Origin of the sequence: Mesorhizobium muleiense (genome assembly GCF_900099905.1) — a bacterium.
Classification (GTDB): Bacteria; Pseudomonadota; Alphaproteobacteria; order Rhizobiales; family Rhizobiaceae; genus Mesorhizobium; species Mesorhizobium muleiense.
Genome location: NZ_FNEE01000010.1, coordinates 72720 through 88653, shown reverse-complemented (window position 1 = coordinate 88653; position 15934 = coordinate 72720). Strand labels below are relative to the sequence as shown.

At 59.7% G+C, this 15934-nt stretch carries 17 protein-coding genes and 1 pseudogene; 9 read left to right on the top strand and 9 right to left on the bottom strand.

What is annotated here, in order from left to right; all coding sequences use genetic code 11:
• Positions 1-42: 42 nt before the first annotated feature.
• From BLT09_RS18620 to BLT09_RS18595, 6 genes are all read right to left on the bottom strand, one after another.
• Positions 43-1320, bottom strand: coding sequence for an epoxide hydrolase family protein (locus BLT09_RS18620; protein WP_091595479.1), 1278 nt, complete (start codon positions 1318-1320; stop codon positions 43-45).
• Entirely contained in the window at positions 1317-1745 is a 429-nt protein-coding gene (locus BLT09_RS18615; protein WP_077380650.1) for a DUF6130 family protein, read from the bottom strand. The genes BLT09_RS18620 and BLT09_RS18615 overlap by 4 nt, the downstream gene beginning before the upstream one ends.
• Before the next feature lie 88 nt (positions 1746-1833).
• On the bottom strand, positions 1834-3195 hold the full coding sequence (locus tag BLT09_RS18610; RefSeq protein WP_091595477.1) for an epoxide hydrolase family protein: 1362 nt from the start codon (positions 3193-3195) through the stop codon (positions 1834-1836).
• A 238-nt stretch (positions 3196-3433) separates the two neighbouring features.
• The gene (locus BLT09_RS18605) at positions 3434-3820 is read right to left on the bottom strand and encodes a response regulator transcription factor (protein ID WP_091595475.1); all 387 of its coding nucleotides are present in this window, start codon (positions 3818-3820) and stop codon (positions 3434-3436) included.
• Between the two features lie 73 nt (positions 3821-3893).
• Positions 3894-4556, bottom strand: coding sequence for a response regulator transcription factor (locus BLT09_RS18600; protein ID WP_091595473.1), 663 nt, complete (start codon positions 4554-4556; stop codon positions 3894-3896).
• A gap of 13 nt (positions 4557-4569) precedes the next feature.
• The gene (locus BLT09_RS18595) at positions 4570-6153 is read right to left on the bottom strand and encodes an MASE4 domain-containing protein (protein WP_091595668.1); all 1584 of its coding nucleotides are present in this window, start codon (positions 6151-6153) and stop codon (positions 4570-4572) included.
• Positions 6154-6765: 612 nt separating this feature from the next.
• Here BLT09_RS18595 and BLT09_RS35835 point away from each other — a divergent pair.
• Together BLT09_RS35835 and BLT09_RS18585 are read left to right on the top strand one after the other, a co-directional pair.
• Positions 6766-6987: a helix-turn-helix domain-containing protein gene (locus BLT09_RS35835; RefSeq protein ID WP_091595471.1), complete on the top strand. Its 222-nt coding sequence runs from the start codon at positions 6766-6768 to the stop codon at positions 6985-6987.
• Between the two features lie 9 nt (positions 6988-6996).
• Positions 6997-7506, top strand: coding sequence for a Clp protease N-terminal domain-containing protein (locus BLT09_RS18585; protein ID WP_091595469.1), 510 nt, complete (start codon positions 6997-6999; stop codon positions 7504-7506).
• 157 nt (positions 7507-7663) lie between these two features.
• Here BLT09_RS18585 and BLT09_RS18580 read toward each other — a convergent pair whose 3' ends face one another.
• Positions 7664-8575 (bottom strand): LysR family transcriptional regulator, encoded by a 912-nt coding sequence (locus BLT09_RS18580; protein WP_091595465.1) that lies wholly within the window; start codon positions 8573-8575, stop codon positions 7664-7666.
• Between the two features lie 100 nt (positions 8576-8675).
• Between BLT09_RS18580 and BLT09_RS18575 the strand changes: the two genes are divergently transcribed.
• Together BLT09_RS18575 and BLT09_RS18570 are read left to right on the top strand one after the other, a co-directional pair.
• Positions 8676-8999 carry a nuclear transport factor 2 family protein gene (locus BLT09_RS18575; protein ID WP_091595463.1) on the top strand — a complete coding sequence of 108 codons (324 nt, stop codon included), beginning with the start codon at positions 8676-8678 and terminating at the stop codon, positions 8997-8999.
• Positions 8996-9775: an SDR family oxidoreductase gene (locus BLT09_RS18570; RefSeq protein WP_091595461.1), complete on the top strand. Its 780-nt coding sequence runs from the start codon at positions 8996-8998 to the stop codon at positions 9773-9775. The genes BLT09_RS18575 and BLT09_RS18570 overlap by 4 nt, the downstream gene beginning before the upstream one ends.
• 23 nt (positions 9776-9798) lie before the next feature.
• Here BLT09_RS18570 and BLT09_RS18565 read toward each other — a convergent pair whose 3' ends face one another.
• Positions 9799-10269 carry a MarR family winged helix-turn-helix transcriptional regulator gene (locus BLT09_RS18565; protein WP_091595666.1) on the bottom strand — a complete coding sequence of 157 codons (471 nt, stop codon included), beginning with the start codon at positions 10267-10269 and terminating at the stop codon, positions 9799-9801.
• Positions 10270-10411: 142 nt separating this feature from the next.
• On the opposite strand from BLT09_RS18565, the gene BLT09_RS18560 reads away from it, so the two are divergent.
• The 5 genes and pseudogenes from BLT09_RS18560 to BLT09_RS18540 all read left to right on the top strand — a co-directional run bounded on the left by BLT09_RS18560 (position 10412) and on the right by BLT09_RS18540 (position 14624).
• Complete coding sequence (locus tag BLT09_RS18560; RefSeq protein ID WP_091595460.1) at positions 10412-11206, top strand: alpha/beta fold hydrolase; 795 nt, start codon at positions 10412-10414, stop codon at positions 11204-11206.
• Positions 11207-11418: 212 nt separating this feature from the next.
• Positions 11419-11631: pseudogene (locus tag BLT09_RS18555) on the top strand (LacI family transcriptional regulator); the annotation flags it as partial.
• Positions 11632-11914: 283 nt separating this feature from the next.
• Positions 11915-12685 (top strand): hypothetical protein, encoded by a 771-nt coding sequence (locus BLT09_RS34620; RefSeq protein WP_208602517.1) that lies wholly within the window; start codon positions 11915-11917, stop codon positions 12683-12685.
• Positions 12686-12864: 179 nt separating this feature from the next.
• Positions 12865-13293, top strand: a complete 429-nt coding sequence (locus BLT09_RS18545; protein WP_091595458.1) for a VOC family protein — start codon at positions 12865-12867, stop codon at positions 13291-13293.
• A 41-nt stretch (positions 13294-13334) separates the two neighbouring features.
• Positions 13335-14624 (top strand): MFS transporter, encoded by a 1290-nt coding sequence (locus tag BLT09_RS18540; protein ID WP_091595456.1) that lies wholly within the window; start codon positions 13335-13337, stop codon positions 14622-14624.
• 256 nt (positions 14625-14880) lie between these two features.
• Here the strand turns inward: BLT09_RS18540 and BLT09_RS18535 are convergent, their stop codons facing one another.
• Positions 14881-15789 (bottom strand): restriction endonuclease, encoded by a 909-nt coding sequence (locus tag BLT09_RS18535; RefSeq protein WP_091595454.1) that lies wholly within the window; start codon positions 15787-15789, stop codon positions 14881-14883.
• Between the last annotated feature and the right edge of the window lie 145 nt (positions 15790-15934).

Sequence of the window (15934 nt, the reverse complement as noted above, 5' to 3'; positions counted from 1 at the left end):
TAAGCGTTGAACGCGTCCGGGCTGGGGCCTGGTACGCGCGCCTCAGAAATCTTGTCGGAGCGGTCGGAACGCCGCACGCAACTCGGCGGAAAACAGTTCGGGCTGCTCCCAGGCGGCGAAATGACCGCCCTTGTCGACCTCATGAAAGTAAATCAGGTTTGGATAGGCGCGCCGGGCCCACGTCTCCGGGGCCAGATAAGTTTCCTCCGGAAAGACCGTGATGGCCACCGGCAGCGCGATCTCGAGGGTCCGCTCGACGGCCGCAAAAACAACGCTGCGTCCACCGTACTCCCAGTACAGCCGCCCTGCTGAGGTCGCGCTGTTGCTCAGCCAGTACTGAGTAATGTCGTCCAGCACCTCGTCCGGGGACTTTTCGGGATCGCTGTTGTCGTATGTCCAGCGTGAGAAGCCCGGATGTCCGAGCATCCACGCCGCGAGGCCTGTGGGAGAGTCATTGATGGCGTAGCCGATCGTCTGCGGCCGGGTGCCCATCATCGTAGCGTAGGATCTGTTCCCCATCTTGGCTGCAGCGCTGAGCGCGTCAAACGCTGCGCGTTCCTTATCCGTGAGTCCCGTTGGCGCTGGCCCGCCGACGGCGAGCACCGCGGCAATCTCGGGCGGCACCACCGCCGGCAAGTTGATATGAATGCCGAGCAGACCTGTCGGCGCCTGGCGCGCCATCGCGCTGGAGACGGGGGAGCCCCAGTCGCCACCCTGTGCGACGTAGCGGGTGTAACCCAGGCGTTTCATCAGCTCCGCCCAGGTTTGCGCGATGCGATCAGGTCCCCAACCCGTCTCTGTCGGTTTGCCGGAGAAGCCATATCCCGGCATCGAAGGCAGGACGAGATCGAACGCGTCCTCCGCTCGTCCGCCATGAGCTGTGGGATCCGTCAGCGGGCCCACTGTCTTGAGCAGTTCGAACACCGACCCGGGCCAGCCATGCGTCATGATCAGCGGCAAAGCATTGGGATGCTTCGAGCGGACGTGAATGAAGTGAATGTCCACGCCGTCGATCGTTGTCATGAATTGAGGCAGGGTGTTGACCTTGGCCTCGGCCTTTCGCCAGTCGTAGCCGGTGCCCCAATACTTGACGAGCGGCTTCAGCTTCGCCAACTGTATGCCCTGCGACTGGTCATCGACCGTCTCGCGATCCGGCCACCGTGTTTCGGCGATGCGCCGACGAAGGTCTTCGAGCGCCGCTTGCGGGATGCTGACGGTGAAGGGCCGGATCGAGCGATCTTCGGCCGCACTGGCGTTGGCCAAGGCGGAAAAGATGCAAAGCCCGAATGCCAGCACGGTCGCCAACTTGTGGAGCTTCATGGCTGAATCTCCTTGCCCGGCGAGTGGAACGTCACCGTTTGCTTGGTGAAGACGTTACCTTCGGCGTCCACCACCTCGACTAGGACCTTGTGCTGACCGCGCGGCATGCCCACCAGGATGATGGTGTCGCTCTGACCGTAATCCGCCCACGCCCAGGGCAGGTCGTCGACGGTGAGGTGCAGATGCCCGACCCGCGGAGACACGTTACGCGCGGCCGGCCCACCGACAGGCAGGATGCGCAGGTTCTCCACCCGGTACGGGATGAACACCACGCCCCCGGCCAACGGACCCGGAAGCGGCGGCTCCACGATCAGCTTTGGCGCGGGCTCGTTGTCGATGGGCACGACCGTGCTCTGGGCGAACGCACCCGTGGCGAACACGGTGCAAGCCGCGAGTGCGGTGAGCGTCTGGATGAGAAGGTTCATTGCATTCTCTCCTTTGGAGATGCGCTGGGGGTTAATCGCCAGGCGGAGGGTGACGCGCACCTCCGGCGCGCCATCCCCGCTCAACACGTCACGCCGTCCGCAACGTCTTGAACGATGCGCGCACGTCGTCGGTGAAGTACTTCGGCTGTTCCCATGCCGCGAAGTGGCAGCCCTTGGCCGGGTGGCCGTAATGCAGGAGCTTCGGGAACGCGCGCTCGGTCCAACTCTTCGGCGCGGTGTAGATCTCGCTGGGGTTCGCGCTCACGCCGACGGGAATGGTGATGCCTTTGGCGTCGAAGAAGCCCGCCTTCGCCGTTTGCCGGTGTTCCCAATAGAGCCGGGCCGACGAGATGGCCGTGTTGGTCAGCCAATAGAGCGTGATGTTGTCGAGGATGTCGTCGCGGGTAAGGCCCTCCGGCTCCCCATCGAAGGAGCGGGCTATCAGTGCATAACTGTCCGCATCGTGATCGAGAATCCATGACGCCAGGCCGGCCGGTGAATCGACGAGCCCGTAAAGCGTCTGCGGACGAAGCGCCATCTCGTTGGCATAGCCCAGGCCGAACTTGTAGAAGAAGGCGACCTGCTCGTAGGCGCGCTTTTCGTCGGGCCCGAGATCGGCGGGAGGCGGACTGCCGGCGGCAAGCGCCTTCACAATCTCGGGCGGAATGGTCGCTGGCATATTGGTGTGGATGGCGATCAGCTCGGGAGGCGCCATCAGAGCCATCTGTTCGGTGATGAGAGCCCCCCAGTCGCCGCCCTGTGCAACAAACCGGTTATAGCCCAGGCGCTTCATCAGCACGGTCCACGCTTTCGCGATGCGCACCGGATCCCAACCGGGTTGGGTCGGTTTGGCGGAAAAGCCGTAGCCCGGCATCGACGGGATCACCACGTCGAACGCGTCGGCCGCGGTTCCGTCATGCGCCGTGGGGTTCGTGAGCGGATCGATGACCTTCAGCAGCTCGATGACCGAACCGGGCCAGCCGTGCGTGATGATGACCGGCAGCGCACCCTGATGGCTTGATTTCACGTGGATGAAGTGGATGTCAAGCCCGTCGATCTCGGTGACGAAATGCGGCAGCGACTTCAGCTGCGCCTCGCACTTGCTCCAATCATATTCCGTCCCCCAGTACTGGATGAGCTTCTGCATCGTCGCGAGTTGCACGCCTTGTGTGTCGCCTGCCGCCAACGTCGCCGAAGTCCGCCGAGAAGCTGCTTCGGACACCAACTCGTGATCGGGCCAGCGCGTGGCGGCGATGCGACGGCGTAGCTCGTCGATCTCCTGCTGCGGGAAGCTGACGGTGAACGGGCGGATTGAACTGGCTTCGGCCGCGGCCGCCGGCTGAGACGAGGTGAAGTTGAACGCGGCAGCACCTGCCGAAGTGGCAAGCAATGCGGTGGCCGATGTGGCAAGAAAGTCGCGCCGATTTGGCGCCGGTGATGCCGTGGACATGATCAGTCTCCTTCGTTGCGCGATGCCATTAGAGTGGTTGAACACTTTAGTTGTGCTCTCACTCCAGTGCGCGCTCCATCGGACGTAGGTTGGTCGTGACCGCGTGTTCGTTTATGGCGGTCATACCTAGGTTTATAGGCGTCGACGGGCCCGAGCGTCCCTCGGTTGAACGGATGCGCTTCGACGATTGGACTTGGCGGTCTGCTGAGCCTGATCGTGCCCAGCGATCGGCGACGCGCTAGTCGCTCTCACCAGCATTGTTTTTCAATGCAACGTCGAGGCAGCGAGACAGCGTGTCGCCGTCAAAAGGCTTGCTCAAAAAGCAGACGGCGCCTCGAACCAACGCTTGAGCGTGCGCCTTTTCATCGGGAAAGGCCGTGATGAAAATGATGGGCGTGTGATGTCCACGTATGCGCAAGATATCGTGCAACTCGATTCCGCTCATCTCCGGCATCTGGATGTCTGAAATCAGACACGAGGTTTGAGCCAGTTGTTCCGAATGCAAGAACGCACGTGCGGATGGGAAAGCGTGGGCGACAAACCCAAGCGACCGTACAAGACTCGTAGTTCCGCTTCGAATGGATTCGTCATCGTCGACGATTGAAATAACGGGAGTGTCTGGCAAGCGATTGGCCCATCAATGCGCACCGACAATGGTACGAGTCGGCTGTGTTCGAAAGTCATACATAGATATGAGGCTACGAGGACATTTCCCGGCCGATACCGAGTGCTTCGGCCATTTTGACCAGGTCCGCGAGCGATTTCGCACGCATCTTCTTCATCGCGTGGCCGCGATGAATCTTAACCGTAATCTCGCTGAGGCCGATGTGAGCGGCGATCTGTTTGTTCATTAAGCCGGTAGCGACGAGCGCCATCACCTCCTGTTCGCGCGACGTCAGGCTGTCGAACAGGCCCTTTAAGTCGAGCCGTGCGCGATCGGCATCCAGCCTGGCCCGGTCGCGGGTGATCGCGGCGGTGACGGCATCCAACATATCCTGGTCGCGAAACGGCTTGGTGATGAAGTCGACGGCGCCGGCTTTCATAGCCCGTACGGACATGGGGATATCGCCGTGTGCAGTGATGAAGATGATGGGAATATGGACATCGGCCTTGGTCAACTCGGCATGAAGCTCGAAGCCGCTCAACCCCGGTAGCCGAACATCGAGAACCAGGCAGCTCGGGATCGGAGGCAGCTTGCTTTGCATGAGTTCGTTCGCCGAATGGAATAGTTCGGCGCGCAAACCGACCGAGCGGAATAACAGGCCGAGCGAGTCGCGGATTCCGACGTCGTCATCGATCACATAGACAGCAGCCTCGACCTCTGTCGTCGGCTGCAAACTGTTCGGTGCGACTTTGATCACAGACGGATCCTTGTCATGCGGAGACAGATCGAGTTGCGCTAAAATGAAATATGGCACCCCGGGGCGTGTTCGGGGCCGCCCACAACCGCCCATCGTGGGCTTCGACGATCGATCTGCAGATCGACAGGCCCATCCCCATGCCGTCGGGCTTTGTCGTGAAGAGCGGGTTGAATATTCGATTCACGTCTTGCGGACCAATTCCTGTTCCAGTGTCCGCAACCGAAACCGTTACGTGGCCATCGTCATGCAACTTGGATTTCACGGACAGCACCCGCGCCCCGCCGACCGCGGCCATGGAATCGATGGCGTTCGTGATCAGGTTTACAAGCAACTGCTGTAGCTGGATTCGATCGCCTGTTACCCGCGGCAGGCGTTCATCCAGCTCGGCTTCGACCATTATCCGGTGTTTCGCCAGACCCTCTCGCACCAGAGCGAGTGTTTCCCCGATAAGGCTGTTGAGGTCGAGCGGAGCTCGCTTGCGGTCTTCTTTCTTGAAGATCGTTCTAATTCCGTCGATCACCGCCGCCGCGCGATGACCACCGGCGATAATCTGCTTGAATGCCTCCTTTGCTTCCTCCAGATCGGGCATCGAGCGACTGAGAAACCGCAGGCCCGCATCGGCGCTTGTTATAATGCCAGATAGAGGTTGTTTGACTTCATGCGCAACCGTGGCTGCGACTGCGTCGCCGGTTACCAGTCGCGCCTCGCGCTCGTGACGCTGGCCACGGACCGCTCCGAGAAGCCGCGTATAAAGGGTCGTTATCTCGTGAAGCAGAACCATAAGGACGAGACCGCTGGACAGAACTCCGAAGATGCGGACGGTATACCAGCCAAGGCTGAAGCGGGCCGGATCGGGGTAATAGCTTAAAGGCATCTCTATCGTGAATAAGATCATGACGACCATCAACCAAAGATCGAGCATTGAGTGTCGCCGGATCCAGAGCACGACGATGGCGACGATACTCAACAACGCGACGGGCGCACCCACATAGGGCCACACCGGGCTAAGGCGAGTGGAATCGAGGGTCACGCGCGGTAACGACGCTTCGCCCGCTATGAAAAAAAAAGACGCTAACGAGACCACAGCTGCAGTCAGGGCGACACTGACAGCGATCTGCCCCCGCACGGTACCCTGTCGAAATCGTTTGCTGGGGTTCGAGCCCTTTGAGAGGGCATAGCCTATGACAAATAGGGGAAAGCCAGCGTGCTGGAAAAAGTAGATCCATGACGTACTCTGCATGCCGCCCACCAGGCCGCCCTTTGGCGTGAACAGACCTGGAAATGCCAGAACAAACGGGATCAGCATGAGCGCTGTAAAGAGATATCCGCTTGCAATCAGGAGCGTGGCACGTGAGCGCAGGATGGAAAACTGAGTGTACAGGAGGATTGCGGTGATCGAATCGTTCACGAACATCGCTGTCGCATAGGCAGGGACGAAGGCGTCGACCCGGCTCAGATGGATGCCCGAGAGCGGACTAACAGTGATCAACACGTAGACGGCCAACAGGCCAAGCACAAAAACGAGAGCGAGCTGCTTCTGCGCCTGACTTGGCGGCAAGGTCGAGAGGACGAAAAAATCGTCCTCTGGGACTGTCACGACTGTCCTCTCCATAAGATACTCATCGCAGCGGCTGCAGCGCGCGGCACGAAAGTCATGGCGCTCGAAAATGATAAAGCTATTTTGCCTGAACTCATCGTCATTCTACCACCCGGGCTGCCAAGTAACAACGAACCAGGAGGCGCGTCAGCGAGATCGCACTTTCCTGCCAATGACCCGATCTCGAACGTGGATCTTCCCCGATCGGCGATTGGGCCGTGGCCCATCAAAACCGAGCAGCGGCGGATTGGGCTGCCCTGCTGCTTGTTCGGCTTGTGCCCGGATCGACTCGAGTCCGTAGGCTCGGGCGCACAAAGATTCGTCAGCGCGTGCCAATGACCGCAATGGGTCTGGCTCCGGCTGCTCGGTGTTGGGCTGGAACGGCGGCGCAACACCTGGCTCCTTGCAGGCCTGAGCAAGCCGACCGGGGGTTCTGGCCTATCGCGCTCCTGACTGATCTTTTTGTTCAAGCATCGGATTTTTTCCCAAACCAGAAGTCACAGATGCGTGCCTGGCGGCCGCTCTGCCCCGGGTTCTCTGGAAACCGACCCGAATGCATCGTCCCGTCAACATATGTTGACACGAGACGATTTCATCAACTAATGTTGACGCATGATCGATGTCCGCCAACTGCCTACACCTGACCAGCCGGAGGAAGCCTTGGCTGCGGTCGTTGCGCTTCGGCGAGCGGCTGACCTATTGGAGCGTAGAGCGGTCAGGGCGGCCCTGAAGCAAGGCTGGTCCTGGGCGAAGATTGCCCAGGCACTCGGCATCTCCAAACAGGCAGCCCATAAGCGGCTGTCCGACATCAACGCCCAGGACACTCCGCCATAGGAGACGATCATGCTCAGCGGCATCAAAACCCGTCTATCGAACGTCCGCACCATCAAGACACTGTGCGAAAGTGCCGAAAACTACGCTTTAAAGGACCAGCAGCGACAGGCCGGCGCCGAACATTTCCTGCTGGCGGCCATCGATCTTCCCGACAATACCGCCCGTCTCGCATTCCGCGAAATTGGGGCGGATGCCGCTGGCTTCCGCGACGCGGTCGGCGCTCAATATTGGGAAGCCCTGCGCTCCGTTGGGGTGAACGCCGGCGAACACAAATCCGGGGGTTTAACCCCAGAACCGCTTCAGGGAGCGGCAGGCCTCTATGACGCAGCCCCGTCGGGAGCTGAGGTGATGAAGGAATTGGCGGCCAACCGAAACGATCACCGTCCACTGCTGGGTGCGCATGTCGTGGCTATAGTCGCAGCGATGGAGCAGGGAGTGGCGGCACGTGCGTTGCGCTGCATGGGAATTGATCCCGGTGCGCTGATGGCGGCGGCGAACGAGTTCTCGCGCGCCAGCTGACGGAAGGTGGTGAAGGTTGGTTTGTCAGTGGCGGACGGAGTGTTCGAACGCATGCGCCGAAATATTCGGCTGAACTTCGGCAACACAACTATGTCTGCTTTTGGAAGGCGATCGACAGCTCGAACGACGCCCATTGCGGCGCAAAGCGGAACGGCGCTTAAGCCGTGTTTCGGGCTTTTGATCCGAGTTCCCGTGCTAGCTCAACGAATGCTCTGTGCGCCGCGGATGGATTCCGTCGTCCCGGGTAATAGATGCAGAGTTCGTCGGAAGGCGGCAGCCATTCCTTCAGAACGCTGATCAACCGCCCTGCCTCAATATCCTCGCGCACGTCACGTTCCATTACGTAGCCCAGCGCCACACCTTCGAGCACGGTGCCGCGGGACAGGCTTGCCTCATCCAAAGTCATCGGTCCGTTCACATCGATCAATAGCGGTTCCCCATCCTTCTCGAAGCGCCAGCGAAAGAGCGCGCCATTCGGCAGCCGGATACGGAGACACCGATGTTGAAGCAGGTCAGTCGGCGTGGAAGGCGTACCATAGCTTTTGAAATAGTCGGGCGAGCCTATGACCACATTTCTCTGCGGCCGACCCAGCGAGATCGCAATCATGTCACTCGGCACGAGGGTGGCGCGACGCACGCCCAGGTCGAAGCCTTCCGCGACGATGTCCAAGAGCCGTCCCTCGGTGACCAGATCGATATGGACCTGCGGGTAACGCCTGATGAACTCCAGAAGCAGGGGTGAAAGGATTTCTCGCGCGGCAGTGGCATAGGAATTGATGCGGAGCGTTCCCGTGGGGTTTGCCTGCTTTGAGCGCGCTGCATCCATGGCACCGTGGATGTCCTGCAACGCAGGACCGACGTTCTCGACGAACAGGCGACCGGCATCCGACAGAGATACGCTGCGGGTGGTTCGGTTGAACAAGCGAACGCCAAGGTGGGCCTCCAGCTTGCCGACGGCATTGCTAAGGGCAGTCGTCGACATTCCCAGTTCAAGCGCCGCGCCGCGGAAAGAGGATCTGCGAGCAACGGCTACGACAGCTTCCAGATCGTGAAGGCCAGGCCTCGCCATTATCCCACTTTCCGCAATTCGACATCCATATTTATCCCAATTATCCGAACACCGGAATACGCCTACTTGTGGAGCGAACAACCCCAAGAGGAGATGAGAGATGCAACTGCCTCAGGCGATCCAGGCATATTTCGAAGCGGATCGGAAGAACAACTGCGAGGCTCTGCCGGCCTGTTTCGCGCCGAGCGCCGCTGTCCATGACGAGGGCCGCTCCTACTCCGGGCACTATGCCATCGGCAATTGGTGGGAATGGTCGAAAGCCAGGTATCGGCATGTCGCCGAGCCGCTCGAGGCCCTTACCGACGAGCATGGAACGAAGGTGATCGCCAAGGTCACCGGTGAATTTCCCGGCAGCCCTGCAAATCTCACCTACGTCTTCCGTCTGATGGGCGACAAGATCGCAGCCTTGGAGATAGGCGCATGAGCGACTTCCTGAATCTCTCAGGCAAGCGCGCCCTGATCACCTCCGGCACAAGGGGAGCCGGGGCGGCAACCGTCGACCTGTTTCGCAAACTCGGCGCGCGTGTGCTGACGACGGCTCGCTCGTTCCCCCCAAGTTCTTCGGCGGACCTCTTCGTGGCTGCCGACCTCACCACCAGCGAAGGCTGCTTTACGGTCGCCAAGGCCGTCAGGGGGCAGCTGGGCGGCGTCGATATCATCGTCCACATGCTCGGCGGTTCTTCCTCGCCGGCAGGCGGCTTCGCGGCGCTGGGCGAAAGTGATTGGCACAAGGAACTCGATCTCAACCTCTTTCCCGCCGTGCGGCTCGACCGAGAACTGATCCCAGGAATGATCGCGCAAGGCAGCGGCGTGGTGATCCACGTCTCTTCCATCCAGAGGCTGCTCCCCCTGCCGGAAGCCACGACCGCATACGCCGCGGCGAAGGCGGCGTTGTCGACCTACAGCAAAAGCCTCTCCAAGGAGGTGTCGCCGAAAGGCGTGCGGGTCGTTCGCGTGTCCCCGGGCTGGATAGAAACCGAGGCTTCCGTCAAGCTCGCCCGACGTCTCGCCGATGAGGCAGGCACCGACATTGAAGGCGGCAAGAGGATCATAATGGACTCCCTCGGTGGAATCCCCCTCGGCCGCCCCTCAAGCCCGGCCGAGATCGCCAATCTCGTTGCCTTTCTGTCTTCCGATCGTGCCTCTTCGATCACGGGTGCGGAGTTCGTAATCGACGGAGGAACCGTGCCTACAGTGTAAAAAAGCCTCCCATGCGTGCCGGCTCAGGCCGTGCTCTTCCAGACGCCCGTATGTTCATAGATCGCGTCACGCAGCTCCCTGACGTCACGGTTGATCTGGTTGAGATGCGCTGGGCTTTGTCCTGAGGAGGAAAGCAGAGCGTCAGCAAGGCAGCCTGCACGAGATCTGAGTTCGCGTCCCTTATCAGTCAGCGCAACCACGACCTGCCTCTCGTTCGCGGGACTCCGTGTCCGGCGCAGAAATCCTGCCGCTTCGAGCCGTTTGAGCAAGGGCGTCAGAGTGCTCGACTCTAGCGCGAGCCTTTCGGCGATCCTGCCAACGGTCAGGTTGTCCTCGCGCCAGAGGACATTGAGTGCGAGGTATTGGGGATAGGTCAGGCCCAAATCGTCCAGCAGTGGTTTGTACACTCTCTGGATGGCCATGCCGGCAGAGTAGATCGCGTAACAGAGCTGATCGTCGAGCGGCAATGGATTGTTGAGTTTCTTCGCCGGCATGGGTGGCTCTCCTTGGACCCGATATAGCCTACCCGATTCGAAAAAGGATATCGCGATAAAAATTATGCTGGACATATCGCGGCTGGAACCGTAGAGAAAGATATCGCGATAATTGTTATCGGATAAACAAAAGGAGATCAGCATGACTTCCAGGACGACTAACCTTCTGGCCGCAACTGCCGCCGTCGCAGGAATTGCCGCAGCCACGGCCGCTCATTCTGCCGAGAGAATTCCCGACAACCGGACCGTCCGGAACGTGGTGCTGGTGCACGGCGCGTTCGCTGATGGATCGGGTTGGCGCGGCGTCTATGACGAACTGACCGCCCGCGGCTATCGTGTGTCGATCGTCCAGAACCCGCTTACCTCGCTTGCGGACGACGTTGCCGCAACCAAACGCATTCTTGACCGTCAGGATGGACCTGCGGTCCTTGTGGGGCATTCCTGGGGCGGCACGGTGATAACGGAAGCAGGTACCCATTCAAACGTGACAGGCCTGGTTTACGTATCGGCGTTGTCGCCAGATGCCGGAGAGACGACTGCGCAGCAGTACGAGGGTTACCAGACCCCGCCTGAATTTGTCATCGAAACTACCGCGGACGGCTTCGGCTTCGTTTCTCCCGACAGGTTCAAGATCGGCTTCGCCAACGACACGACGGACGCGGATGCCGCTTTCATGCGGGACTCTCAGGTGCCGATAAACATGTCCGCCTTCGCAACCAAGCTTGAGCATGCCGCATGGCGAAGCAAGCCGAGCTGGGCAGTGATTGCAACCGACGACAAGGCCTTCGATCAGCGTATGTTGCAAACGATGGCGAAGCGCATCGGGGCGACAATCACGGAGGTCGCGGCAAGCCATGCGGTCTTTATGACTCAGCCAAAGGTCGTCGCTGACGTGATCGACGAAGCTGCCCGCAAGGGATCTGTCGAGGCGCAATAGTTCGGCCACGCGCCGTGTGCGGACATTTCGAGCTTTAAGCTGTCATAAACGAAAATACGGCCGCCGGATGGCTCATCCGGCGGTTTTGTTTCGAGAGTGTTTCTCTCCGACTCCGCAGACCACTGCCGGTTGTCTCCTTGAAAGCAATCCGGCAGTGGACTGCGCTGGCACTTCTTCGCTACGACCAAGGCGGTCGAGGAATGTCCAGGTTCAGGCTCGGCCGGGACGTCGACGCGGTGTCCAAGCAGTCGTCCGACCTGCTGCACCTGTTCCGCAGGGAATTGCTGGCCGTCAACGAGAACTTCCGGCTGGCCGGCGCGGAGCTCGCCCGCTCGGTGCTGGGCTGGATCGGCGGCGCGGCACCCGGCTCCTTGCAGAGCCTGAGCAAGCCGACCGGGGTTATGGCCTATCGCCGTCCCGACTAGAGCGGATGCGGTCAAATTGAGCTGGGCCATCCCGCTCCATCTATTCGTCTTAGCCGCATTTCTGCGACGCCGAGTGATTCCACTTGGCTGCAAAATGCGCGCTGCTGACTGGCAGCCTTGGGGCCGTGAGCCGTCTGTCTGCAATCAGGGTGAGTTCAGCGGTTAGCCGCCGTTCGGCTGACGTGCCCAGCCCGACGTTTGGCCCGATCTCCTGACGGCTCCCTGTCAGGAGGGCCGTGCTAAACTTCTGCCACGATTGCTGAAGAACAAAAGGTCTTTGACTATGACGATATCGCCGTTTCTCGCCGCTCTCGGATCCAAGGCTCCGCCAGCCGACGGGGCGAAAGACATGCACCTGTACGGGTGGCTGATCGGAAGCTGGGAAATGGACACCATACGTCATCTCGATGACGGCACGACCGAGGAATCAACCGGAGAAATCCATTTCGGCTGGGTGCTGGAAGGTCGCGCCATTCAGGATATCTGGATCAGGCCCAGACGCCCTGCGCCGTCCACCATGTATGGCACGACCTTGCGTATCTTCGATCCCGACATCGGGGGCTGGCACATCATCTGGAACGACCCGCTCAACCAGGACTACTCGCGCCAGATTGGACGAGCCGAGGGTAAGGACATTGTCCAGATCGGCGAGGATTCGCGGGGCCTCAAAGCGCGGTGGCGTTTCACCGAGATCGCGGCCGACAGCTTCCATTGGATCGGCGAGGAAAGATCGTCCGGCAACGATCCGTGGCAAATCACCTACGAGCATTTTGCCCGCAGAGAACGGATCCTTGATACCTTGGGCCGGTCCAGCAGAAACTGGCCCTTCCCTTTCCATCTAAGTGAAACCGCTTTCGGCTCTTCTGGACGGGGCCGGATGCGGACCGACCGCTGGGAGCAGATCATCCAGCAAGCTGCCGCCCAACGGGCGCCTGATGACCGACACCCGCGAGCTTGCCTGTCAGATCCACCCGGAAAGCGCCAGGTTCGGAGGCTGCCTCGCCTCCAAAGTCACTACACCCGCCTAAGACGTGCAATTAAGATGAGTCAGTAGCAGGCCTTGCTACCCGCTTCCCCGATGAGGTTCGGAACACCGCGCTCCTTGGCGGTCGAAACCGGCCGGATCGAGGCGCCCATGGGGCTCGTAGCCGTCTGCGGGTTTTTGAAATACGGGCTTTACACTATCGCGCATCATTTGGCCGTCCGATCGCAATCAAGGAAAGGGTTACGACAATGAACAACAAGCACTTTTTGCGTGGCATGGCCACGGTGAACTTCTGGGCCGACGACGTGGCCGCGGCGCGCGACTGGTACGCGGAGCTGTTCGGCGTCGAGGCGTACTTCCAGCGGCCCGATGCGGAAAACCCCGCCTATGTCGAGTTCCGAATCGGCGACGACGAGGACGAGTTCGGCATCATCGACCGCCGCTACTCACCAGCAACGATGCAGCCCGGTCCGGGCGGCGCCACACTGCTGTGGCACGTCGACGACATCGAGGCGGCGTTCGCTCGGCTCAAGGCCATGGGCGCCACGGAGTACGATCCGATCACCAAGCGCGAGAGCGACTTCGTCACCGCCTCGGTGGTTGATCCGTTCGGCAACGTATTGGGTATCCTGTACAATCCGCACTACGTCGAGATGCTCGAGTTGCGGACAGCGTAGGCAGACGAGGCCGCATTCCCATGGGAGAGATTTGCCCCTAGGTGCAACGGGATACCAGGTTATCGATCGCATTGCGGCTTGGCCGGAAGGAGGGCGGTAGGCTGAAAGTATTCAACGCAGACAAGGCCGGTGCGGCCGGAGTCATGCTCGCGACGCTTGTTGGCGTGGCTGCGATGAGTCAGGTGTTTCGTACTATTGCGGCCATCGTCGCCCCCGGACTGCAACGTGAATTCGGACTCTCGACCGAAGAACTCGGCATCTACGCCGGCGCCTTCCATCTGTCCTTTGCCCTCGCCCAGATCCCGATGGGCCTAGCGCTTGACCTTTATGGCGTGAGAAAGACCGTTGGTTCGGCTTTCCTCCTTGCAGTAGCGGGAGCGCTCCTGTCGTTCATTGCAACCGGCTTCCCGGTTTTGATGCTGGGGCAGTTGCTCATTGGCATCGGCTGCGCACCAGCCTTTGTGGGATCGCTGTTCTTTGTAAGCAAACATTTTTCTGAAAAGAGTTTTGCCCGAGTATCGGGCTTGGTTCTCAGCTTCAGCGGCCTTGGGTTACTGGCCACTGGCACGCCGCTGGCATGGGTAGTCGAACATTGGGGCTGGCGCAGCGCTTTTGTGGTGACAGGCGTCGTTGCGGCGGCAAACTTGGTCTGCATCCTGGTCCTCGTTCGGGATGATCACGGCAAGAACTCAGGCGACATCGCAGGCGCAATTCGAGAGACGCTTGCAATCTTGAAAGAACGGCAGACCAAGGGCATCGTTGCGCTCGCGCTCGTTGGCTATCCGTCCTACATCGCGCTGAGGGGCCTGTGGGCCACACCCTTGTTCATGGAGCGACACGGCTTCACACTGACGGGCGTCGGGAATGTGCTTCTCGCCTCGTCGGTCGCGACCTTGGTTGGCCCACCGCTATTCGGTCTGGTGCGGGCGAAAGGACGCTCACGGCGATACCTGATCTGCGCGAGCATGGCCACTTCCGCCGGGATTTTCCTTATCCTTGCAATCTCCGCCAACTGGATCGTCGATGCCACGATGTGCGTTGCGCTTGGGGCGCTCACCGGCTTCACGATCCTGCAGTTCGCAGACACTAAGAGTGCATATGATCCTCAGGTCGTCGGCCGGGCATTCGGAATTCTGAACACAGCTGCATTCCTCGGCGTTGCCATCTTGCAGGGCGCAACTGGATGGGTGGCGTCCACCGCGAGCACGTTTAGCGTCAATCAATTCGCTGCTGTCTTCGCGTTCATCGCCGCGGCGTGCCTGCTGGCCATGGTCGCCTTCTTCATGCTTCCCTGGCCAGAATGGGAGGTCGGCAGCAAAACTGATGTTTAGGTATCAACGCCTTGCTAAGTGGATGGTAAGCCAATCCTGATAGTGTTGAATGGGAGGCCGGGCGTGCTTAGTCTAGTCGACAGCTATGGGGCCGCAAGTTGACAGTCCGCAATCGGGTCCAAATTCCGAACAAAGCCGCCGTTATGTTTGCGACCGCCATGACTGGTTCCCCCACGACGTAAAGGGTCTGATAGTTACCCGCGTCTCAGGGCTTCATCTCGATTTCTATAGAGCACCAACCAAATTGAGACGGCAGTCACACGCCTAGTCCTTCAAGCTCGATGGCATCAATGAGTGCCTTCCGATCCTCCCCATTGGTCTGCCGAAGGGTTCGCTGACTTAAAGTGATGTAAAAGTTGATCAGCCTGTCGTGCGCTGCGTTCGCGTAAGAGTTGGGAGCTGTTCTCATCTGATTGGTGTACCCCGTGATCCGGCGTATGAAAATCAGTGGATTGCAGTAATCAGAAATGTCGTCCCACGCCGTAGTGAGGCCGCGGTTATGGATAAGATGATCCATACGCTGGTCGCATTCGCCTTTGCATACAAAGTGAACGCTCTCGATGATGGGTTCGTCGCCAATGCCGTAGCGGGTCGCAAAGGTTATGTTCCCTAGTGTCTCTTTTGTTACGCTAGCCTTAAGCAGGTCCTTTCCGCAGACGTCACAAGGTAGAGGCTGATACCGGCCCAGCAGCGGGTGGATGGGCCGTAGAGACGTGTGACTTTTGGGAAGGTGCTGTAAGAGAACTCCGGACAGCCCAGCGTCATGAAAACCATTTTCAATTCGCGTGCCGTCATAGATCTCGTAGGATTCTATTTTCTTTTGGTCGCGAAGCTCTTTAAGCCTCGTGACGAGCGCAGCGCTTGCCATGGTAGAATAGAACCCGATGAAGCCATCCGCTCCATGCTGCTCTAGGCGATCGGTGATGTTGATTTCGTCAGCGGTTCCGACTGACTTCCCACTAGTTGCGTAGTGTTTGCAGCTAACGAGCCAAGTAAATGGCCGAGACGCAAGAGAACCGCGCAGCTGTTCTTTGACCAAGAGATCGAGGCCGCCATCTGGCCCTTTGGCAGGTGGAATTTCGACGACCAGGCCTAGGGCTACGAGATAGTCTCGACAAAACGCCTCCCAAGCATCGCCGTCAGGGATTTCTTTGCAGTCGATCATTGGCAGATCTCACCAAGCATTGGGTTGCGGCGCCAGATTTCCCGTTTTCAAATCCATACTACGGCAGTCGACTTGAAACCTGCTTTCCAGGCTGCCTCTTGAGGCGCCGTTCTGCTTCCAAACGCAGTCGTTTAACGCTGTGCTG

Coding starts and splice junctions, on each gene's coding strand:
- BLT09_RS18535 (WP_091595454.1), bottom strand. CDS start 15,789: ATGATCGACTGCAAAGAAATCCCTGACGGCGATGCTTGGGAGGCGTTT.
- BLT09_RS18620 (WP_091595479.1), bottom strand. CDS start 1,320: ATGAAGCTCCACAAGTTGGCGACCGTGCTGGCATTCGGGCTTTGCATC.
- BLT09_RS18575 (WP_091595463.1), top strand. CDS start 8,676: ATGCAACTGCCTCAGGCGATCCAGGCATATTTCGAAGCGGATCGGAAG.
- BLT09_RS18565 (WP_091595666.1), bottom strand. CDS start 10,269: ATGCCGGCGAAGAAACTCAACAATCCATTGCCGCTCGACGATCAGCTC.
- BLT09_RS18560 (WP_091595460.1), top strand. CDS start 10,412: ATGACTTCCAGGACGACTAACCTTCTGGCCGCAACTGCCGCCGTCGCA.
- BLT09_RS18580 (WP_091595465.1), bottom strand. CDS start 8,575: ATGGCGAGGCCTGGCCTTCACGATCTGGAAGCTGTCGTAGCCGTTGCT.
- BLT09_RS35835 (WP_091595471.1), top strand. CDS start 6,766: ATGATCGATGTCCGCCAACTGCCTACACCTGACCAGCCGGAGGAAGCC.
- BLT09_RS18545 (WP_091595458.1), top strand. CDS start 12,865: ATGAACAACAAGCACTTTTTGCGTGGCATGGCCACGGTGAACTTCTGG.
- BLT09_RS34620 (WP_208602517.1), top strand. CDS start 11,915: ATGACGATATCGCCGTTTCTCGCCGCTCTCGGATCCAAGGCTCCGCCA.
- BLT09_RS18615 (WP_077380650.1), bottom strand. CDS start 1,745: ATGAACCTTCTCATCCAGACGCTCACCGCACTCGCGGCTTGCACCGTG.
- BLT09_RS18610 (WP_091595477.1), bottom strand. CDS start 3,195: ATGTCCACGGCATCACCGGCGCCAAATCGGCGCGACTTTCTTGCCACA.
- BLT09_RS18585 (WP_091595469.1), top strand. CDS start 6,997: ATGCTCAGCGGCATCAAAACCCGTCTATCGAACGTCCGCACCATCAAG.
- BLT09_RS18570 (WP_091595461.1), top strand. CDS start 8,996: ATGAGCGACTTCCTGAATCTCTCAGGCAAGCGCGCCCTGATCACCTCC.